Here is a 20972-nt window from a genome sequence, read left to right as displayed (position 1 = left end):
AGCGCGCCCTGCCGTCGCCGCTTTTAGCACGGCAGCATGAACACGATTTCGAGCCGAACCGGGCACGCCCTGGATCAACCCCGCAACATATACGTTTCGTATTCCAAAGACATGAATTTGCGGTCGAGCACCTTCACGGCTGCCACCACCACGACCAGCAACGCCAGCGCGAATCCATAGCCGTAGAAATCCGGCCCGAGCCTGAGCGTGATGCCGGTGAAGAGTCCATTCAGGACGACGAAGGCGCCGGTGAGCCGCAGCACCATACGCCGCCCGTCGAGATAGAAGAACACGTTGAGCAGACCGAGCAGCAACACCTGCAGACTCGCCGACACCACGTCGACCACAAGCAGCGGCATATACAGCGGAGAAATGCCGAGCGAGCCCAGCACACGCTCGCCGAAGGCGACGATCAGCAGCAGCACGACCGTCTGCACCTTGATGATTTCATACAGGCCGGCACGCACGCTGCCCACCATCATGTCGCGCATTTCGTTGATATGGCGCAGCGTCGCGCCGCTGCGCACGGCGTTGTAAAAGGCGTCGTAGTACTCGACGAAATCCGCCTCGATGCGCACGAGGAACGTCGCCATGCCGGGCATCACGCACACATAGGCGATAAAAATCGGAATGTCGTAAATCACCGATGCATGCAGCGGCCCGATCACGCGCGTGCCCGTGCCCGGCGCATACCAGAACATGAACTTGTCGAGCCACACGCCGATATTGAACAGCAGGCCGACCAGCGCGAGGCTCGGATAGGCGAAACGCCGCTCGAACACTTCGAACGAAACGAAACGCTCGCTGCGGTAGTTACGGTAAATCAGACCCGACAGACCGGCGAGCAGCACGACGTGCCCCGCCACGAAGCCGCAGAGCAGACCGACCAGTCCATAGCCGTTCAACGCGAGCGCGAGACACACCACGCACGCATAGCCGACGGCGAACACCATCAGGATCTGCCGGTACTGCTTGACGCTCGACAGGAAGATCACGGCGATCCAGATGTTGCTGACCACCACGAAGCCCGTAATCATCAGCAAGCGGTAGATCAGCGGCTCCTCGCGAAAGCCCACCAGCATCGCGACCACCGCGACTACGCTGGCCATCACCGACGACACCAGCACCACGCCGTTGTAGTTCGACAGCACGAGGTCGTCGCGCTTTTCGAATAGCCGGTCGGAGATGAAACGCGTGAACGACAGTTGTAGCGGCCCGGTCAGAATCAGACTGAGCGCGATCAGATAGGTGACCGACACCTGGAACTGCACGATCGCGAAAGTCGGAATCACCGAAGTGAGACTGATCAAGCCGATGATCAGGATGCCGAAGATCGACAGGATCAGCGGACCGGAACTGATCAGGCCCGCGTAGGCATAGGCGCGCGCCACGCCGGTCAGCGTGTCGCGGCGCATGATCTTGCGTAATTCGAAGCCGATACCCGCCATCAGCGTGTCTCCTGCGGTTGAACGGGCTGCGCCGAACTCGCGTGCGGCTCCGCCTTTGATTGAGTGCCGTGATGCATCGGGCAGCGCGCCGCATCGGCGGCCGTATAGTTGCGCTCGCGATCCGGCATGGCGGCGAGACGCTCGTACAGCGCCCGATAGCGGTCGATCATCTGCTTCTTGGTGTAATAGCGGCGCACGCGCGCGAGTCCGGCTTGCTGCGCGGCCTGCCAGCGGGTTTCGTCGGCGAGCAGCGCCAAAACCGCCTGGGCGAAGGCCGCCGGGTCCGCGAGCTGGACCACCGCGCCCGCGGAGCCGAGCGCGCGATCTTCCGCATCCACGCCTTCGATCAGTTGACGGCACGAGCCCACGTCGGTCGTGATGGCCGGCACACCGGCCGCGAAACCTTCCAGCACCACCAGCGGCAGCGCCTCGCTGATCGAGGTCAGCGCGATCACGTCGATCTGCGGCATCATGTCGTCGATGCGCTGGAAGCCGAGGAACTTCACATTGCGGCTCAGGCCGAGACTCTCCACGAGCGCGCGGCATTCGAGCGCGTAAGCGGGATCTTCCTCTTCCGGTCCGATGATCCAGCCTTCGAGGTCCGGCATGGTGCGCGACGCAATGAAGATCGCGCGAATGAAGGTCTTGATGTCCTTGATCGGCACCACGCGGCCGATCAGCGCGACCACGCGGTGCGAACGCGGTTTGCGTTGCGCCACCAGCGGCCCGAGCGCGTCGACGTCGATGCCGTTCGGAATGCATTGCGTACGCTCGGCGCGTGCGCCGTCCGTGATCTGGCGCTGGCGGTTCGCCTCGTACAACGCGACGATATCGTCAGCGGCATCGTATGCGAGCTTGCCGATCGCTTCGAAGAAACGCACCCACAGTTCGCGGAAATAGCTGACGCGCGAGATATCGCGCTCGAACACGCCGCGGTTGTCGCGAATCCACTGGCTTTGCAGCAGGTCGATCTTGCGCTCTTTCGTGTAGATGCCGTGCTCGGAGATCAGCAGCGGGCGGCCGGTGCGGTAATGCATCAGCGCGCCGAGAAAGCCGCCGTAACCCGTCGATACCGTGTGATAGACCTTCGCCGGCAACAGCTTCTCCGCGACACGCGCGAGTTGCCACAGCGGCTTGTGCATGATGCGCACGGTCCAGAAATAATCGGTGAACGACGGATCGGTACAGTACTTCTGATACTGATCGACGATCGTGTCCCACGCCGCGCGGCTCGACAGGAACTGTTCCTCGTTCAGCGCGCCATTCGCCCCGAGCATCGGAATCATGCTCGCCATCAGACCGCCGACGTCCAACTCGCTGCGCGGATCGCGCAAGGCGTCGTGCAATCTCTGCGAGCGCGCGAACGCCGCGGCGTCGCCGGCGACGGCACGCGGCTGAAAATCCGCCACGACCTGTTCGTACAGGAAGTGCGTTTCGATATGCACCACGTTGTCCGGCAGCGCGTACGCGGCGCCGTTGTAGTCCTGCTGCCGGCTGCCGATGAACACAATCGCGAAGCGGGTCTCCGGGTAGGAGCGGATCATTTCATTGACCCAGCTCGACACGCCGCCACGCACGAACGGGAACGTGCCTTCGAGCAATAGGCAGACATCGGCATCGGCGGCACGGCGGATCGGGAGTTCTTTCATCATGACCAGTACTTCACAACCGGTTTGAGTGTGGGCAACGCGGCGGCATTGCCCAGCGATGCGAGAAGCTGCTTGACGCGAGCGTAGTCGCCGCGCAGAAAGTCGGCTTCCGCCAGCCACGGCACCAGCCGTTCGCGCGGGAAGCCGAGTGCGAGCGCCTGGCCGATGTATTCATGCGCGGCATTAGGCAAGCCGTTCGCCAGCGCGAGACGGCCGCGAATCAGCCACAGCGCGGCGTCGCCCGGATCGGTTTCGAGCGCCGCCTGGGCGTAGCGATCGGCCTGTTGCAGCGTATGGCGGTAAACCGCGCCCTGCACCAGGTTCTGGTACACGAGTTCGAAGTACAACTCGGCGAGCAGGCGGTTCAGCGCGTGGCGCTCAACGTCGTTGTCCGTCGCTTCCAGCGCTTTGCTGGTGCGGAAGATCTTCTGCATGATCTCGTTTTCGGCGTGATCCAGCGTGCCGTAAGCGATCAGGCGAATGTCTTCGAGCGGATCGGCAAGCAACTCGCGCAGCAACGTGCCCGTGGTGCGGGTAGGCATGCTCTGGATCGCCACCAGCGCGGACAGCCGGTCAGTGGGCGACACCTGAGTGTTGGCGAGGCGCGCCTGCAAACGCGCGCCGCCGCCGTGCGACACGCGCGACACCAGGTAGGTGACGAATTCCGGGCGCGGCACATCGGCGAGTTGATCGCTTTCCTTGCTGCCCGGAAAGAGCGCCGCCCAGATGCAGCTGATCAGCACCACGAGCCCGCCGAACAGCGGCACGAAGGTACAGGCGAGCCACAGAAACAGCAACGAAACCGCGCGCGGCTCGCGGTAATTCAGCGGCAGCCATGAGCGGAACGCGACCGCCTCGGCGAGCCCCGCCAACGCCTGCAATGCGAAAAAGCGCAGCAGCGGATCGATCGCGCCGGCCGGTTGCAGCAGGCTCGCGACCGCCAGATATTGCACGATCACGGCCACCACGGCCGCGAGCACGCCGACGATGAGAGAAAGGGGCTTAGACATCGAGGCCGCTTCGCTTGAGAAGACGCATCAGCGCCGCGCCCGGTTCGTCGCCCTCGAGGTGGAGCGTATGAACGCCGACGCGCGCACGTTCCAGGTCGGTGTTGAACTGGGCAGTCAGGCTGGCTTCGATCCGCGCCAGATAACCGTCGATGCCGGTCGTGTCGGTGGCCGGCATCAGATTCACCAGCACCGACTGCTTCGCGGTCTGCACCGGCCACATCACGTCGAGTGAACGGCGGCGGCGCATGACGTGCTCGAACAGCGAGTCGCCCTCTTCATCGCGCGGAAACGCCAGCGCGACGAGTGACGACGCCACGCCCGCCTTCTGCTGAAGACGCGTGAGACGGCTCAGGTCGAGTGCGAATTCATACGGGCAGTTCGGCACACGGTCGAGAATGCGCTGCACGAATGCGGAATGCTCGACGCCGTCCGCGTAATAGCCGAGCAACACCAGCAGCAATTGCAGGTTGTCGAAGTTGAGCGACAGGAACGGCATGCGCTTGACGACGAGCAGTGCGCGCAGTTCGCCGTCCGCCGATACGAGCGGCGCGCACACCAGGTACTGACTGACCGGCACGACGGTGTCTTCGTTCTTCAGATGCGCGACGCTCAGCGTGTTCAACGCATGCGTGACGAGTTCGTCATGCGCGGCGAGTTCGAACGGGTCGCCGATCTGCGCGATGGCCTGCGTGCCGAGCTTGCCGTGATGCACCGGATACAACGCCGCGACTTCGATCTGGCAGGCTTGCGCGACAAATTCGAGCAGACCGCTCGCGCCGCCAAGAGGATCGCCGCCCGGCGGATCGTTTTCCTTGCCCGCTGCCGGCACCGCGAGCGCAGTATCGGTAGCGACCGACAGACGGCGCAGCTCGGTAATCGAATCGCGCAACGTGGTCGGACGCGACAACAAATCCTTTTCGAGCCGCTCGTGCGAGAGCCGCATCAGATAGTGACTGTTGGTCAACGCGACGAGACGGTCGTTCAGGTAATCGTTCAGCGAGGACGCGCGCTCGGCGCGGCTGCCCCACGTATCGCCGAAGTGCCCGGCGAGGATCGTCTGGATCAAACCGCCCGCGAAGTACAGCGTGGGGAACGGGCCGCCGTGCGGATAAAAGAGCGCCCATGCGCCGAGCATCAACGCTCCGCTCAGCAGGCCGAGCAGGCTGCCGTAGCGCAAGGCCACCAGCAGCGACGCCAGCCACAGCCACGGAAAACCATTGTGCAGCAGCAACGGGTCTTCGGGATGAAGCCAGCGGGCCACGGCCAGTACGACCAGCACGAGCACGACGGTCTCCACGATCGCGAACGGCCGCGCCACCGCGGGCGCCAGCAAGCGGCGCACGCGTCCGAGATTGCCGAACGGATGCGCATGGCGCGGCTTCGAGGCGCCCGGGTTGTTTTCCACGGCTGCGGTATTCACGGCCATTTCCTTTTCACATGTCGGGTTGCGGTTGGCGGCCCGCACTTCGGGCGCAAACAGGCAACCTTGGGGATATGCTTATCGATGCTTTTACTGACGCGCTTGCAACGGCGACAGAACCTTGGCGATCAACGAGGTCGCCACGCTCGACAGACCCGAACGGCTCCAGCCCGTACGCGTGCCCGTCGCGCTCCACACCACGGCGCCGTTCGACACGTCGATCAGTTCGAACGTCACGCCGACCACCGGCTCGCCGTCCACGCCCGTTTTGTAGCGCCATTCTTCAACCGCGCCGGACAGCACGTAGCGGGCGTTCTGCGAACGCGCCCATTCCAGCGCTTTGTCGCTGTCGGCGCGCTGCGTCGTGTCGAACAGCGAGTTGCGGTTCGAATCGGCCGGCGCGATGCGCACATCGGCGATCCCGCCCGCGCGCAGCGTGTTGGCCGCGATCGACTCCGCGCTGTGACCGGCATCCGGCGTTTCAGTGTAGTTGGCGATCGACACCACCGCCACCTTGTCACCGCGCGCGAGCGCGGGGCCCGAGGTCTGGCGCACCGTGCCGCAGGCGCTCACCATCAGGGCCAGCGCGGCTGCCGCGACACACCAGGCGCTCGTACGAGCCAATCGTTTAATGCCGTACATGAAGAATTCTCCTTGGGATAACTATGCGAAATCCGGTTCAATAAAACCAGCTATAGCGCGCGCCGATCTGGGTCACCGGCGTGCCGAGACGCGAGACGCGCTGATGCGAGAAAAAGAGTGCCGCGTGATCGCCGCCGAACACCGTGCCCGCGAGGCCCAGACTGATCGACGGCCCCCAGCCCTGGAACGAGTCGTGCAGCACGCCCACGTCGAGGAACGGGCGCCAGGCGCGCGTGTACTGGTCGATCAGATCGTTGCCGAAACCGAAGAACAGCCCGTATTGCGAGTAGGTCTGCGGGATGAAGGTGGATGCGTCGACCGGCCCGGCGCTCGCCGGAATCAGCCGCGAAATCAGGCCGTCCGCGGAGCCGCTCGCGCCGTAGTCGCCATGCGCGCCGATCAGGCGCACCGTGTAGTCCGGATAGTTCGTGCGGATCCGATAGCCGATCTCACCCGTCGAGAGCACGCCGCTGCCGAGGTAATTGCGCGCCTGGCTGTAGAAACGATCGGCTTCGACGGTGCCCGTCGCATACAGATGCTGCGTCGCGCGGTACGTGATCGTGCCGGCCACGTTGTCCTTCATGCCGCCGACCTGCAATGCCTGCGATTCCCGCGCTGTCTGATTGCGGCCCGCTTTCAGCGCGATCGACAGCGGCGAGTTCCTGCCCCACTCCGCGCCCACCGACACGCTATAGAAACTGTCGAGTGCTTCGCGGCGGCCGGCGGTCACCATGAAGGCGGTGTCGTACGTTTGACGGCGCGCGTAAAACTCCACCGAACGATCCACCGAAGGCACGTTGGTCAGTTGCGACTCATCCGTCGAGTGCTGAAAGCGTTGGACACCGTTCACGCCGACCATGTAGTGATCGGCGACCTTGATGCTGCCCGCCAGCGTCTGCTCGATATAGTCGAGCGGATGTTCGACGAAGCTGGTCACGGTCGCGTCGAGCGATTGCGGCCACGTCAGCGCGGTTTGCTCCAGCCGGCTATGCAGCTCGGAATCGTAGGGCGCGCCTTCCAGGCCCTGAAACGCGAGGTTTTCCGCCGCGCCCGGACGATCCACCGCGATCGAAGCATCGATGCGGTTGTAGAGCGGCAAGCGTGCGCCTTGCTGGTCGAGCAGACGCTCCATCGCGGGCTTGTCGTTTTCGGCGAGTGCGAGCGCGATCAGCTGCTCCGACGGCTGCACCAGCACGTCGGCGTACTGGCGGGCCAGCCAGCGCTTCGCCAGCGGATTCGCTTCATGCGACATCGCCCAGGCGAGCGCCACATCGCGCGCCACCGACGAAGTCAATAGCGCCTGATCCGGCGACTTCGCCGCGGCGGGCGCCTTCACCGGTTGCGCGGGCGGCAGGCCGGCCGCGTCGCCGAGCAGCGTGCGGCGGGCTTCGGCGTTGTCGTTGCGGCCCGCGTCGCTCGCGAGCAGATCGATCAGGAAAGCCTTCGACACGTCCGCGTTTTCGAAGATCGACGCGAGCGTGACGCGGCGGCCGAGCATCTGCTCACGCACTTCGCCGCCCTGCGAGGCGCGCGTACGCAGCACGATCTGGCCTTGCGCACTGTTGGCGCGAACCTCGGCCTCTTCCTGCTGCATCTGACGCCAGACGTTGCGGCGGATCGACCAGGCGAGATCGCTGCGCCCCGCCATTTCCTGCGCTTCGGCGTAGGCGAGTTGCCACAACGGATCGCGCGACATCGACGCCGACTGCAGGCGCAGATACTTGAGCGCCGCTTCCGGCCGGTTCAAACGCATCTGCGCGGCGGCCAGCGGCCCCCATAAAGCCGGTGCCTGAGCGGGCGCATCGCGCCATTCGGAGACTGCCTCGCGCAATTGCGCTTCGCTGCCGTAGTCCACCAGCGTCCAGAGCAGCGCGGCGCGCAAGTCGAGTGTCGCGCCGGGCAGCGACACCGCGTGCTGCAAATCGTGCAACGCGTCGAGCGGACGATCGATCTGTCGATAGTATTCGGCCCGCACGCGCAGGAACGCCGGGTCGGCTTCGGCGGCCGTCAGTTGTTCGGGTGTCAGGCCCTTTAGCAGCGCATCGACGCGATCGTATTGCTCGGCATCGGTGTAATAGTGAATCGCGCTCTGCAGCGCGCGCTGCGAATGATCGCGGCGGAACTGCAGCTCGGACGTACGGGCCGCGTCGACAGGATACGCGTCGTAGAAGTACGTCATCGCGCTCAGGTCCTCAGGCGCCGCCTGGCCGCTTGCCAGCAGATGCTTGTAGGCGTCGTTCGCGACGTCGTCACGCTGCAGCAGGCGCGCGAGCTGCGCGGCGTTGCGCCAGAACAGCACGTCGTCGTCCCTGGCGCCGCGGCGCGCGGCGAGCAGCGTGTCGAGCGCGCCCTTGTAGTCGCCGTGACGATACAGAAGGCTCGCCGTGCGCAGCGCGTATTGCGTGTTCGACGGATAAAGCTGGTTCAGCTTGCGGTAATAAGTCAACGCTTCGTCGTCGTGACCCGAGCGCTCGGCGAGCTGACCCACACGCACGTCGATCGCTTCCGCCGGTGAATTGCGCTGGCGGCCGCGCAGGAATGCCAGCGCGTCGTCAGGACGGCCGAGACGTTCATAAGCTGCGACTACGGAGTCGACCAGCTTCAGGTCGCCGGGCGAAGCATTCGATGCCTGGATCAACGCGGCCAGATAGGCGTTGTCGTCGTTGAGCATCGGCGCGAGGCGCATCACGTTCTTCCAGCCTTCGGGGTCGTGCGTGGCTTGCGCGTAGGCGAGCCACATCTGCAAGGCGAGCGGCGACGCGTGATTCCATTCGGCGACCTGAGCGAGGCGCTTGGTCCAGACCGGCGAACCTGGGTTTTTGCTGACCTGCTCCGCCGCCACGCGCTGAGCGTTGGGCAGATCGCTCGATTCGAGGAACGACTGATAGAGAAGGCTTGGCACGTCGTTGGCAGCGGCAGCGTTCGACGCAGCGGCCGGCGCAGCCGCGGCGGCTGATGCCGTTGCGGCGGGCGCAGCAGCAGCGGGTTTCACGGACGCCGGCACAGCGCTGGAAGCCGCGACGCGCACGACATGCACATCGCGCGAACCATGGGTACTCGCGCGCATGGCAAAACCAGCCCGCACTTGCGGACCATCCATATAGGCGTACTGCCCCTGTGTGCCTTCTTCACTTGCACGCTTGCGGATAAAGTCGACGAGCCGCAGCGCGCCGTCCTCTTCCGGCTGAGCCTGCGCGTAACCGGCCAGCGCCTTCGCGTAACGGTCCACGAGATCCGGACGATGCGCCGCGCGCGCCAGATTCAGCAGCACCACGAGCGTTTCGCGATCGTGTCTGAATTCGGCGCCGTGTTGATCGGCGGCAGCGAGCGCTTCGTCGAGCAGGTTGCCCGACTGCAAGGCCTTGATGCCTTCGATAAAGCACTGACGTCTCGCATCGAACGTCGCCGCGCTGGCTTGCAAACGGAACCAGCCGTTCGCCGCGCCGCGATAGTCGCCGCCATACATGGCGAAGCGCACTACTTCGCGGTTCCAGCGCGTTTGCTGCGCGGGGTCCTGTGCAGCGAGGCGCGCATAGAGTTGCCCGGCGAGTTGCTGCGCATTCACCGACGCCGCCGCCTCGGCCAGCATCTGCAGATCGGCATTCGACCACGTCAGCGCAGCCGCATTCGTGAGCTGCGTGCGCAAACGGTCAAGCGCGGCCTCGCGGCCCGGATCGTTGGCGGGCAGTGCGAACGTCTCGCGCGTGTCGACGGTCAGACGCAGCAACTGCGCCGCGCGGCGCAGGTGCTCGTCCGGTATTGCCTCCATGCGGGCAGCGATACGGCGCGCGTCCTCGTTGCGGCCCAGACGCACGTACTGCGTGCCGAGCACCGAGAGGATTTCCGAGTTGTCGGGCTGCACGCGCAGCCACGCTTCCAGATACGCGATGCTGAGATCGCTCGGCGCGTCGGTCGACGTCATCCGGCTGCGCAAACCGCCGCGCGGATGCACGAGATAGAGCGTGATCAACACGACGCCCGCGAGCAGCAGGACGAGCCACGTGGGCGCGATGCGAGGGCGATTATCGACCACAAGCGACCTCGATTGACTGATAGTTCAATTTCTGTCCGACGTCGGCCGGCGTATCGAAACGCAGGAATTCGCCGTCGCGGCGCGTGGCGACAGGGTGTCTATTGACGCTGACCTTGCACTGCTGCGCGTTGGCCAGCTTGACGAACGGCTGGTAGTGACCGGCGAACTCGAAACGCACGCCCTGCGCCGTGCGCTGGAAATTGCGCACGAAACCGTTGGCTTCGCCGATATACGGCGCCGCGTCCGTGGCGTTGCCGATCGCAAAGCGCGCGCTGCCGCCGTCGATATGGATATACGTGCCGTCCGGACCGTTCGCGAAACCCGTCACGCCGGAAGCATCGGCCAGCGACGGTCTGGCCGCCTGCGGCCAGTGCAATTCGCGCACCTCGCCGTTGCCGCGCACGATCCAGTCGTTCGCCTGCGGGCCCACCTCTTTCGCCACCGCGAACGTGTGCCAGTCGAGCACCTTGCGGATGTACTCGCTCACGTAGACCGGCATGACCGGCTGCTTGAGCACCGTCGAGAAGACCTGGTCGAGCGCGCGCAGCGAGGCCACCTTGGTGCCGCTATACATGTGGTAGTAGATGTCGATCGGCTTGAAGCGCAGCGGCTTGTCGGTCATCGAAAAAGTTTCGAGTACGCGCTGGAAACCGTAGAACGGGCCTTGCCAGTCGTTCGTGTAGACGTTCTCGTCCTGATTCGGCGCATACACCTGATAAGCGCCCGGCCCCTTGTCCACGCCGATCGGCGCGATATTGGTCCAGCTATTGGCCGAACGGGTGATGACCGTGTCGCCGCCGTTGAAGTTGTAGACCCCGGCTTCGTACACCTTGCGCACGACGAAACCCGGCGGACGGCAGTCGCCCGACCATTGCAGCAGCACGGTCTTCTTTCCGGGCGGCGCAAGGCGGGTGTTGATGTAGTCGATCGAACCGGTGATCTCGCGGTCGATATTGAAGTGATACCCCGGAATGTTCAGCGAGAACGCCGCGTCGCCGCCTCCGCGATCCACCTGCGCGCCGGTCTTGCTGTCCACCTGCTCCCACTGGAACGGATGCGAGTACGTGTGCGTGCCGATCTCGACGTGCGGCAGCGCGAACATCTTGCGCGCGATCTCTTCGAGACGCGGCGAGATATCCGGATGCAGACCCTTGGGACCTACTTCACCTTCGATCACCGAGAGCGTCATCGGCACCTGATAGCGGGTGAATATCTGCTGGTACAGCGCTTCGCCGGAATAGTCGGGACCGGGGAATTCGGCGCGCGAGGCGAAACCGTCGCCGTCCACGTGGGACATGAGCAGACGCCGGCCGTTTTCAGTCGTGACGCTCGGCGACGGCATGTCCTGCAAATGCAGTGCGGCTTTCATGAACGCCAAGGGCTGGATCGCCCAGCGTTCCTGCTCGATGCTGTCGAGCGACGCCACGGTGTACGGGCTGAGCGCGTAGCCGCCCCATGGCGTGAGCGCAACCTGATCGACGAGCACGCCGTTGGCCGAAACACGCAGCAACGACTGGCTGCCCGAGCCCACGCGCACGCCTTGCAGATCGCGCGGTTCGGGCTTCGGGCTAATTTCGAAGCCGACCATCGGGTCGCTCTTGACCACCGTGACCGGCGCGGCCAGCGTGCCGCCCACGGCTTGCAGATCGAGCGCCGCGCCCGCCGAACCGGCCGCGTCGAAGCCGAACGCGCCGAGGAAAGCGACAGGCACGTGATCCGCCATGCGAGCCGCGACCCAGCGTTGCCACGCCTCGGGATCCGGCACCGCGCCGCGCTGGATCCATGCGACGACGCCCGCGTAACGGTCCGGCGTAATGGCGTCGGGCAGACGCGACGAGAAGTCGGCGTACTCGACGTCGTAGCCCATATAGTTGAGCGGCATGGCCAGATCGCGCACGCCGGCGCTCAGGTCGAGCGGGTCTTTGGTATCGCGGTCCTGCACGACGAGAATCTTGCGCGGCAGAACCTCGATCTTGCCGATGCCGACCACGTCGCGTGCCTTGCTCGTCACATATGGCAGCATGCCGGCCGACACGACGCGCGCGGCCGTGTCGCGGGCGCATTGCCGGTCGTTGCGCGCGCAATATTCCACGGACACCACCGGCACGCCGCTTTGCTGCGTGAACGCGCGTGCATCCGCAATGCGTTGCGCGCGCAATGCTTCGGGGATTTCCAGAAGCTGGCCGCTGTCGTCGATACCGCGCACCAGCGAATCGCCGACTACGGCGTAGAGCGACTTCGCCACTGGCAGCGCGTTGCGCATGACGTCGGCGCCGCCCGCTACGAGACGCGCGTCCGGATGAACTTGATGAATGCGGCCGGCTGCGGCCACCGCCACGGGCGTGTCGAGCAGGAAGCCACGATAGCCGCGCTGCCACAACGGCTCGATCTGGCTGGAGAGGAACGCCTCGGCCGAACCGGCGGTCTCGGCGCCGTTAGTGCGCGCGATCCACGTGGTATGCGCCAGCGGATGAGCCGCCGGTCCGAAACCCGTGGCGGGGTCGACCACGACGGCGTCGAATGCTTGCAATTCGCCGACAGGCGGATTGGCTGCATAGAAGAAAGCGAGGTTGGGTTGAGACGCGGCGGAGTGAGCCGCCGCAGCGGACTGCAACGGTGTGGCTTCAGCCTGCGTCGATGCCTGAGTCACTGCCTGAGTCGCTGCCTGAGTCACTGCGTATGTCGCAAGCGGTGCAATACCGGTCGCGCCAAGCACTGCCGCAATCAAGGTTCGCGTAAGAAATCTTTCGCCCGCACGTTCGACAACCCCGCAAGAGTCCCCGCCGGCGCATGCCCGGGTCCGCTTCTTCATCGCCAAAATCTTTTCCCCGTTCAGTCTGAACGCGAGCGGCGTTCTCCCTATGGGAAGAAAGTTTCCGCTTGCGGATTTTCGAGCCGGCCCGTCGGCATTATTTACATCGCGCAAAAGTAACGTCGCGGCGGATGCGATACCGACTTTTTGTTTGTTTACTGGTAAGGCGGTGGAAGATATCACATGACATGGGGTGTCTCAAGTTCGCTTATGCCGTTGCGTCAATCCCAATAGTTAAAGAACGGCAAATGCATCCGCTTGAATTCAAAGGCAAACGATTGCGCGCCTCCGAAAGCCGGACAGTAATGACGGCACTACCTGAAATTAATTCGTCAAGCGAATCGACAGTGTGTTGGAAAATCGCCTCAGAGCGTTTCCGATCATGCTGGCCGCGCTTAATTCTTCTGATCATTAAATCACACATGCCCTGCGGTACTTTGTCAAAATCGCCCAAATCTTTTTAAGGCGTGTCTAACACTCGCATTTGACTGCTCGGCGCCTCGGATCGGCACCGCACCAGGCAATAAGTACCGAAACGCATAGACAGAAATTAATTTTCCGATATCCTTCACGGGCATTCGATTCAAGCGCTGCGAATAAATAAATCGGCACCCTAAAGAAAATTCAGGAGATGCCGTAAGCGCAGTTTGGGCAAACCCGGAGCGATCCGGCGACGCAAAGCTACAGGGACTCCCTCGCGGGAGTTTGCCAGTTGCCCGCCGTATCCACGGCGGGCCAATCGACAGCGGTGACCACACCGCGTCAGGAGGCTACATGCAAGAAAATCGGGGAATGGGTGCAGTTGCGTTTGTGGCTTCGGAATCGGCGGAAGCAATCCGTCTTTTGGGCCGCACAGGTAGAAGTCTGAAACGGGCCGGACTGATCGCGGGCCTGCTAGTTGTGGGATGTCTGAACGGCACAGTCTTCGCGGCGAGCGCGGCGACCACGACAACCACTAGTCTCGTCGTACCTTCCTACTTCAATGCCACCAGCAGCGTCGCGAACTGGAACAGTCTCGTGACCTCGGCGCGCAAGGTGCCGACCACGGCCATCCTGAATCCCAACAGCGGCCCTGGCGCCAAGGAAGATCCCAACTACGCGGCAGCCGCCGCCAGGCTTCGCGCCGCCGGCGGCAAGGTGCTGGGCTATGTCTCCACCTCGTACGGCAAGCGCTCGCTTTCCGCGGTCGTGACCGACATCAACGCCTACGTGGCGATGTATAAGGTGGACGGCTTCTTCATCGACGAGATGACGTCCGACAGCCAGATGTCGCACATCCAGTTCTATCAGTCGATCTACAACTACATCAAAGGATTGAACGCCACCTACTCGGTGACGGCCAATCCGGGCACCAACATTCCCGAGCTTTACGCGAGCTTGCCGACGGCCGACCAGTTCGTCGTGTTCGAAAGTACCGCGAAGAGCTACGCGAAATACCAGCCGATGAGCTGGCAGGCCGCCTATCCGAAGAGCCGCTTCGTGCACATGGTGTACGGCGCGACCGCCGCGCAGTTGCCGGGTGTCGTGCAATACGCGAAGACACATGGCGCGGGCGGCGTGTATGTCACGTCGCTCTCCGGCGGCAATCCGTATAAGGCACTACCGCCCTACTGGAACGATGAAGTCACGGACGCCGCCGCGCGTTGACGAGCCGACTCATATTGACATCGACGTGATCCTTGCAGCGGCGGGCGACGCCGGCCGCTGCATCTCGTGAACGACGCAGCCGCCGCGTCGTGAGCGTGACTAGAACACACCCATCAGTTTGGACAACTGCGAAACGTACTCGCCGTATAGCGGATCGCTTTTCACCTGATCGGGCTGTCTCGGCCTCGGGAGATCGATCTTGACGTCGTGAATCACGCGGCCGGGGCGTTCGGACATCACCAGCACCCGGTCCGACAGAAATACGGCCTCGTGGATGCTATGCGTGACCAGCAACACGGTGAGCGTGCTCTGCTGCCAGATTCTCAGTAACTCGACATTCAGGCGGTCGCGCGTGAGCGCGTCCAACGCGCCGAATGGCTCGTCCATCAGCATCACGCGTGGCTCGAGCAGCAGAATCTGCCCGATCGCGGCGCGCTGCCGCATGCCACCCGACAACTCATGCGGATAGCGATCGGCGAACGCCGTCAGACCCAACGTTTCGAGCAAGGCGGGAAGGCGCTGATCCACTTGCGCGCGCGGCAGATTCCGCAATTTGGCGCCGAGCCGGATATTGGCGCCGACGCTCAGCCACGGAAGCAGGTTGCTGGTCTGAAACACCACACCGATGTCCGGCACCGGCGCGCCGATCGGTTCGGCGCCGAGGAGAATACGGCCCTCGTCGCTGGGTACGAGGCCCGCGACCATGCGCAGCAAGGTGCTCTTGCCGCAGCCGCTCGGCCCCAGGATCGAAACGAATTCCCTCTCGCGAATCTGCATCGAGACGCCGTCGAGCGCGCTGAACGCTTGCGCGCCGCCGCGCGCGGCGAAACGCTTGCCCACCTGCTCGACCGAGATCAGCGCGGGCGCCGTCTCGTCCTTGTGCAGCGGATGAATCGCCGCGCCGTTTGCCGCGGCGCGCTGCACGATACGCAACTTGTCGACCAGTGCCATCAGACCGTCACTCCTCTCCACCATACGCCGCGCGAAACCAGTTCGACGGCCCAGTAAAACAGCATGGCCAGCGCGGTCACCATCAGGATCGCCGCGAACGAAAGCGCTGTCTGCGCGTTCGAGGTCGCGAACACGATCAGATGCCCGAGCCCGGACTCCGAACCGATGAACTCGCCGACAATCGCGCCGATCACCGCGAGCGGCATGGCGATCTTCAAGCCGTCGATCAACGCGGGCAACGCAGCCGGCAAGCGCAAATGCCAGAAGGTCCTGGCCGGCGACGCGCCAAGCGCGCGGAAATGCTCGTCCAGATTGCGCGGCACGCCGGCCAGACCACCCATCGTCGCGATCACGATCGGGAAGAACGCGAACAGCACGGCCGCGGCCAGCTTCGAGGCGAATCCATAGCCGAACCAGACGATCAGCAAGGGCGCGAGCGCGATCTTCGGCATGCTCTGCAATGCGGTGACGAGCGGCAACAAGGTGCGTCGCGCGATGCTCGACATACTCGCGAGCAGGCCGATCGCGAGGCCACCGACTAGCGCCAGCGCGAAACCGGCGAACACTTCCCAGGCGGTTGCGAGCGTATCCGCGAGCAACTGGCCGCGCATCTCCCAACCGGCGGCGAACACCTGCGAGAGCGCCGGCAGCACGTAGTCACGCGTGCCCGTCCAGCGCACGCCGAACTCCCAGACCAGGCCGATCACGACCCAGAACGAGACGGTTTCGATGAATCGCTTCATAAGGGTTCCAAATTATGTCTGAGCGGAAGGATCGGATTTCTTCGCTTCGTCAGCGCTGGTTTGCGTGTCGCCTTGCGCCGTTTGCGCCGACTTCTGAGCCGCCAGATGCGGTGGCGGCGGAACCACGAAGCGCTGGAAGCGATATTGATCGAACGATTCGATGGTGCGCTCCCACACCTGCGGCTCATGTTCGTCGCGCTCGCCGATCTGCGTCATCTCGCAGTACACCTCGACGTTGTTGCCGTCCGGATCCTTGAACACGAGGAACAGGTTATTACCCGGACCATGGCGGCCGATGCCGCGCACGATCTCCACGCCATGCTCCTGCAACACCTTGACCGAGCGCTCCATTTCCTCATAGCTGTCGATCAGATACGAGAAGTGTTCGAGTCCCGGTCGCGAATAGCGCGGCAAGTCGTTGAAATCGGCGGAATCTTTCGGCAATTGCGCGAGCGCGAGATCGTGGTGATCGCTGCCGGCGCGCAGAAACACCATCTGATCGCCGATCCAGTCGGATACTTTGAGGCCTAGCACTTCCGTGTAAAAGCGCGCGGACTTCTGAATGTCGCGCACCATCAGCACCATGTGTCCAAGCCGCTTAGGACGCAAACTGTTCATTACCTGTCTCCTGTGTCATGCACTGGCTGCGGTCTAAATGCTGTTTAAATCGCGCTCTATTCCACAAACCGGTTCGTATAAAGGTCGGCCGCCTTCACCTTCGCGCCGGTGCCGAACGCGTGCGACACGAATGCCGCGGTGGCGTCCATGCGTGCCGGCCGCAGCCAGCCGGTCTTGTGCTGCGCGGGGTCGTCGGCGATGAGGCCGTTGGTCTCGACGATCTGCTGCAACAGGATCGTCTTGTCGAGCACGGGATATTGCGCCGCAATCGCATCGGCGGCCTCCTGCGGATGCTCGCGCATCAGCGCATAGCCGCGATAGGTGGCGGCCACGAAGCGCTTGACCACGTCCGGATGCTGGGCCACGAAACTGTCCGTGGTGACGATACCGTTGCCCATCATGTCCAGACCGAAATCGCGGTAATACACCTTGCCGAGTTGCCGCCCTGCCCGCTTCACCAGCGCGGCCTGCACCGGCAGGCTCGCGCCTTCCCAGCACTCGGACAGGTCGATGCGCTTCTGCAATAACGCGGTGTTGATCACCGCCGGATCGAGGCGCACCGTCTTGATCGCATCGGGCGCCATGCCGTTCTGCTTCAACCAGGCCGGCATGATGTTCTGCACGGGCGACGCGCCGCCGCCGCCCAGCGTCATGCCGGTGAGATCCTTCAGCGACCTGACCTTGAAACCGGGCCGTTCCAGATAACACATCGCACCGGGCCAGCGCGTGTTAATCGCGCCGACCATCACGGCATGGCCGCCGTTCGCGCGATTCAGCATCACGCTCACGGGGTCGCCGTAGCCGAACTCGAACAGACCGCCGTCCACTTCATTGACGGTGCGTTGGCCGCCGTAGCCGCGCATCACGCTGACATCGAGCCCTGCCTCGCGGTAGTAGCCCTTAGCCTGAGCGAGCAGAATGCCGCCTGTGCTGCCCTGCGGCAGCCACGCCAGATTCACGCGCACCTTGTCGGCAACCTGCGCGGCGCGCTTATCCGTTGTTTGAGCGGCCGCGTGGACGCTGGTGAAGAGCGTCGCGGCGACCAGCGCGGCAGCGCTCAATGCCGTGCGCCGTGTGAGTCCCGGCACTCTCCGCGCCACCGCGCGTCGTATCCGCTGGAACATGTCGTGTCCCCGTCAATGAGTAGAGTCAATGGATGGCGCTCAGCCCGCCACCAATGGATTCTCGATCGAACCGATGCCGTCGATGGAAGCGACCATCACGTCGCCCGCCTTCAGATAGACGCCGCGCCCCATGCCGACGCCGGTCGGCGTGCCCGTGGCGATCAGATCGCCGGGCTGCAGCGTGAGGATCGTCGATAAATATTCGATCTGCTCGGCGATGTTGAAGATCATCCCGGACGTGCTGCCGTCCTGCATCATTTCGCCGTTCACCGAAAGACGCATGCGCAGATTCTGCGGCTCGGCGATGCACGCACGCGGCACGAACCACGGCCCGAGCGGACCAAAGGTATCGAAACTCTTGCCGCGAAACCAGTCGTGTTTGAACGGATAGTCGGTGCGGCGATTCAGGTCGCGCGCGCTGACGTCGTTCAGAATCGTGTACCCGGCAATGTAGTCGTAAGCGTCCCGCTGGTCGACGTGACGGCCGGTTTTGCCGATCACCACGGCCAGTTCCACCTCCCAGTCGACCCGCTCGGCGTGCGGCGGAATCACGACCTCGGCAAGCGTAGGCACGACGCTCGTCTCGGCTTTCATGAACATGTACGGCGTGCTTTCCTCGCGCGGCGCGAGTTCGGTGCCCATCTCCCGAGCGTGCTCGTAATAGTTCGAAGCGGCCGCGAAAATACGCCGCGGGCGGAACGGCACGCATAGCGTATGCCCTTGCAGCGCGGCGATCTCCAACGTACCCGCTTCGATCGCGCGCGCCGCCCGTTCGAGCCGTTCGACAACAGCGGCGCCGTCCGTCTCCCAGCGGGCGATCAACGTGCCGACATCCGCGAGTGGCGCCTCTGGGGCGATCTGGTTCAACGCGGCGTGCGCGTCGTACAGCTTGCCGCCGACAGCCAGGCCAGTGCCGCTGCAGCCATTCAATTCGTAGGTTGCGATACCAAACCAGGTCACGTCTTGCCTCGCTTTCTGTAGGGATGAATTTTCGACTCTCGAGGACGCAATAACCGGACTGAAATGTTCGTATACATTCAGTCACCGGTGTATTTTTATTAAAATCCTCGTATACACTTATCGGGGCGTGAACACGCTCGCGCGTACACTGCATGAACTTGCAAAGGCCGGATATGCGCGGTGGCGATTGAGGCGGTTGGGTCGCTGGCGCATAATGAGGGCCGCTTGCCCACGGTTTCGCTCAACCCATGACCATCACGATGACCACGCTCTCCTCCAAGATTTACCGCCTGCTGTGCGACGAGATCATCGACGGCGCGCTCGAACCGGGCCAGAAGCTCGAAGAAGCGGCGCTCGCCGAACGCTTCAACGCGTCGCGCACGCCGATCCGCGAAGCGCTGCGCGAGCTGGCCGCGCGCGGCCTGGTCGAGCTGACACCGCGCAAAGGCGTGGTAGTCGCGCAGTTCAGCATCGACGAACTCGCCGACATGCTCGAGGCCATGTGCGAACTCGAAGCGCTGTGCTGCCGTTTGAGCGCGCAGCGCATGAGCCTCGTCGAGAAGAAGCAGCTCGAAGAGCTGCAGACCGAAATGAACGCCGCGATCGCGCGCGGCGACGAGACGGAGTACTTCGCACTCAATCGCGAATTCCACGAACTGATCTGCAAGGGTGCGCAAAGCAAGTCGCTGGCGCAGATCATGGCGGTGCAGCGTCAGCGTCTGGCGGGCTTTCGCGCCGCGCAGCCGGCTTCGCCGTCGCGCTTCGAAGCGGCGACCGACGAGCATCGCGAGATCGTGTCCGCCATCCTCAACTCCGAGCCGGAGCGCGCGTACAACGCCATGCGCGATCACACCGCACGGCTGTCGATCGTCGTGCTCGGCCGGCTCAAGCGCCAGCGCACGGAGCGCGAGAACGCCTGAGGTTGCGGCGTTTGCCGGCGTCGCGACATGCGCCGGTACGCGCTGCGTGTTCATGCAGCCGCCGTCGCAAGGGTTATGGCGGGCAGCGAAAAATCCAGCGCCTTAAGCTGCTGCATGAGCGCGCCTGATTGCGCGGGGTTCATCGGGCTCAGCGGAGGACGCACGCGGGTCCACGACTCGTCGTTCGCGAAGTGCGCGACGATATGCTTCAGCGCCGGGATCATCGGTTGCGCCTGGACGGCTAGCCGCACCGTCGCCACCTTGCCTTCCCACACTGCCCGTTCTTCCAATGTAGTCGCGTTAAGCAGACTCGCGATCGCCTGCGGCTGAATATTCGCGGTCGCTGAAATGCAGCCGGCTGCGCCGAGCGGCAGCGCCTTGCCGAGCAACGCCTCTGACGCGGGAAACACCGCGAAGCCGGGAAATTTGCGCAGCATCGCCTCGGTGTTGGCCCAGTCGCCCGAACTGTCCTTGATGCCCACTACCGTCCGCGGATACGCCGTGATCAGCCGCTCGATCAGCGTGGGCGTAATCGGCACGCCGGTGAACTGCGGGATGTGATACAGCAGCACCCGCAACTGATCCGAACCGATTGCCTGGATCACGTCGGAGTAGTACGCGAACAGACCGTCGTCGCTGACGCCCTTGTAGAAGAACGGCGGCAACATCAGCGCGCCCGCGCAACCCGCCTCGCACGCATGACGCGTCAACGCGATCGCGTCGGGCAGTGCGCACGAGCCGGTGCCCGGCAACATCTGCGCAGGATCGAGACCGGCCTCGATCACGTCATCCAGCAATGCGTGACGCTCGGTCAGAGCCAGCGAGTTCGCCTCGCTGTTGGTGCCGAATAGCGCGAGGCCCGCGCCCTGCCCGACCAGCCAGCGGCAGAACGCGACGAAACGCGGCGCGTCGATGCGCAAGTCTTTGGTGAACGGCGTGATAACTGGCGCGAACACGCGCGGTGTCGCAAAAGCGGGGGGCCTGTGGACGGCCAT

General features: G+C 63.9%; 15 protein-coding genes and 1 riboswitch. Of the genes, 2 read left to right on the top strand and 13 right to left on the bottom strand.

The window, feature by feature from the left end:
* Positions 1-74: 74 nt before the first annotated feature.
* The 7 genes from pelG to B0G75_RS25765 all read right to left on the bottom strand — a co-directional run bounded on the left by pelG (position 75) and on the right by B0G75_RS25765 (position 13014).
* Positions 75-1448, bottom strand: coding sequence for an exopolysaccharide Pel transporter PelG (pelG, locus tag B0G75_RS25795; RefSeq protein WP_106312246.1), 1374 nt, complete (start codon positions 1446-1448; stop codon positions 75-77).
* The gene (gene pelF / locus B0G75_RS25790; RefSeq protein WP_106312243.1) at positions 1448-3100 is read right to left on the bottom strand and encodes a GT4 family glycosyltransferase PelF; all 1653 of its coding nucleotides are present in this window, start codon (positions 3098-3100) and stop codon (positions 1448-1450) included. Before pelF ends, pelG begins: the two co-directional genes overlap by 1 nt.
* Entirely contained in the window at positions 3097-4107 is a 1011-nt protein-coding gene (locus B0G75_RS25785) for a hypothetical protein (protein WP_106312240.1), read from the bottom strand. Before B0G75_RS25785 ends, pelF begins: the two co-directional genes overlap by 4 nt.
* Positions 4100-5527: a PelD GGDEF domain-containing protein gene (locus tag B0G75_RS25780; RefSeq protein ID WP_106312471.1), complete on the bottom strand. Its 1428-nt coding sequence runs from the start codon at positions 5525-5527 to the stop codon at positions 4100-4102. Before B0G75_RS25780 ends, B0G75_RS25785 begins: the two co-directional genes overlap by 8 nt.
* Positions 5528-5617: 90 nt before the next feature.
* On the bottom strand, positions 5618-6169 hold the full coding sequence (locus B0G75_RS25775; protein ID WP_012432521.1) for a hypothetical protein: 552 nt from the start codon (positions 6167-6169) through the stop codon (positions 5618-5620).
* A 37-nt stretch (positions 6170-6206) separates the two neighbouring features.
* Positions 6207-10202, bottom strand: coding sequence for a tetratricopeptide repeat protein (locus tag B0G75_RS25770; RefSeq protein WP_106312237.1), 3996 nt, complete (start codon positions 10200-10202; stop codon positions 6207-6209).
* Positions 10192-13014: a sugar ABC transporter gene (locus tag B0G75_RS25765; protein WP_258194682.1), complete on the bottom strand. Its 2823-nt coding sequence runs from the start codon at positions 13012-13014 to the stop codon at positions 10192-10194. Before B0G75_RS25765 ends, B0G75_RS25770 begins: the two co-directional genes overlap by 11 nt.
* Before the next feature lie 640 nt (positions 13015-13654).
* Positions 13655-13734, top strand: a riboswitch (cyclic di-GMP riboswitch).
* A gap of 54 nt (positions 13735-13788) precedes the next feature.
* Between B0G75_RS25765 and B0G75_RS25760 the strand changes: the two genes are divergently transcribed.
* Positions 13789-14661 (top strand): spherulation-specific family 4 protein, encoded by an 873-nt coding sequence (locus B0G75_RS25760; protein WP_106312231.1) that lies wholly within the window; start codon positions 13789-13791, stop codon positions 14659-14661.
* Between the two features lie 99 nt (positions 14662-14760).
* Here the strand turns inward: B0G75_RS25760 and B0G75_RS25755 are convergent, their stop codons facing one another.
* From B0G75_RS25755 to B0G75_RS25735, 5 genes are read right to left on the bottom strand one after another with little or no spacing between them, the layout of a single operon-like run.
* Complete coding sequence (locus tag B0G75_RS25755) at positions 14761-15612, bottom strand: ABC transporter ATP-binding protein (RefSeq protein WP_106312228.1); 852 nt, start codon at positions 15610-15612, stop codon at positions 14761-14763.
* Complete coding sequence (locus B0G75_RS25750; protein ID WP_106312225.1) at positions 15612-16355, bottom strand: ABC transporter permease; 744 nt, start codon at positions 16353-16355, stop codon at positions 15612-15614. The genes B0G75_RS25755 and B0G75_RS25750 overlap by 1 nt, the downstream gene beginning before the upstream one ends.
* A 12-nt stretch (positions 16356-16367) precedes the next feature.
* On the bottom strand, positions 16368-16973 hold the full coding sequence (locus B0G75_RS25745; protein WP_106312222.1) for a VOC family protein: 606 nt from the start codon (positions 16971-16973) through the stop codon (positions 16368-16370).
* A 56-nt stretch (positions 16974-17029) separates the two neighbouring features.
* The gene (locus B0G75_RS25740; protein ID WP_106312219.1) at positions 17030-18097 is read right to left on the bottom strand and encodes an ABC transporter substrate-binding protein; all 1068 of its coding nucleotides are present in this window, start codon (positions 18095-18097) and stop codon (positions 17030-17032) included.
* Positions 18098-18136: 39 nt separating this feature from the next.
* Positions 18137-19057, bottom strand: coding sequence for a fumarylacetoacetate hydrolase family protein (locus B0G75_RS25735; protein WP_106312216.1), 921 nt, complete (start codon positions 19055-19057; stop codon positions 18137-18139).
* Positions 19058-19317: 260 nt separating this feature from the next.
* On the opposite strand from B0G75_RS25735, the gene B0G75_RS25730 reads away from it, so the two are divergent.
* Positions 19318-19977: a GntR family transcriptional regulator gene (locus B0G75_RS25730; RefSeq protein WP_106312468.1), complete on the top strand. Its 660-nt coding sequence runs from the start codon at positions 19318-19320 to the stop codon at positions 19975-19977.
* A 50-nt stretch (positions 19978-20027) separates the two neighbouring features.
* Here B0G75_RS25730 and B0G75_RS25725 read toward each other — a convergent pair whose 3' ends face one another.
* Positions 20028-20972, bottom strand: coding sequence for a dihydrodipicolinate synthase family protein (locus B0G75_RS25725; protein ID WP_106312213.1), 945 nt, complete (start codon positions 20970-20972; stop codon positions 20028-20030).

It is taken from the genome of Paraburkholderia sp. BL18I3N2, from assembly GCF_003001875.1.
GTDB lineage: Bacteria > Pseudomonadota > Gammaproteobacteria > Burkholderiales > Burkholderiaceae > Paraburkholderia > Paraburkholderia phytofirmans.
Note: the sequence above shows the minus strand (reverse complement) of the source record. Positions and strands in the feature narration are given on the sequence as shown.

What these genes read in the sequence shown, in the direction of transcription:
- B0G75_RS25775 (WP_012432521.1), bottom strand. Translation starts at nt 6,169, where the DNA reads ATGTACGGCATTAAACGATTGGCTCGTACGAGCGCCTGGTGTGTCGCG.
- B0G75_RS25755 (WP_106312228.1), bottom strand. Translation starts at nt 15,612, where the DNA reads ATGGCACTGGTCGACAAGTTGCGTATCGTGCAGCGCGCCGCGGCAAAC.
- B0G75_RS25745 (WP_106312222.1), bottom strand. Translation starts at nt 16,973, where the DNA reads ATGAACAGTTTGCGTCCTAAGCGGCTTGGACACATGGTGCTGATGGTG.
- B0G75_RS25760 (WP_106312231.1), top strand. Translation starts at nt 13,789, where the DNA reads ATGCAAGAAAATCGGGGAATGGGTGCAGTTGCGTTTGTGGCTTCGGAA.
- B0G75_RS25740 (WP_106312219.1), bottom strand. Translation starts at nt 18,097, where the DNA reads ATGTTCCAGCGGATACGACGCGCGGTGGCGCGGAGAGTGCCGGGACTC.
- B0G75_RS25785 (WP_106312240.1), bottom strand. Translation starts at nt 4,107, where the DNA reads ATGTCTAAGCCCCTTTCTCTCATCGTCGGCGTGCTCGCGGCCGTGGTG.
- B0G75_RS25750 (WP_106312225.1), bottom strand. Translation starts at nt 16,355, where the DNA reads ATGAAGCGATTCATCGAAACCGTCTCGTTCTGGGTCGTGATCGGCCTG.
- B0G75_RS25765 (WP_258194682.1), bottom strand. Translation starts at nt 13,014, where the DNA reads ATGAAGAAGCGGACCCGGGCATGCGCCGGCGGGGACTCTTGCGGGGTT.
- pelF (WP_106312243.1), bottom strand. Translation starts at nt 3,100, where the DNA reads ATGATGAAAGAACTCCCGATCCGCCGTGCCGCCGATGCCGATGTCTGC.
- pelG (WP_106312246.1), bottom strand. Translation starts at nt 1,448, where the DNA reads ATGGCGGGTATCGGCTTCGAATTACGCAAGATCATGCGCCGCGACACG.
- B0G75_RS25725 (WP_106312213.1), bottom strand. Translation starts at nt 20,972, where the DNA reads ATGGCCGTCCACAGGCCCCCCGCTTTTGCGACACCGCGCGTGTTCGCG.
- B0G75_RS25730 (WP_106312468.1), top strand. Translation starts at nt 19,318, where the DNA reads ATGACCACGCTCTCCTCCAAGATTTACCGCCTGCTGTGCGACGAGATC.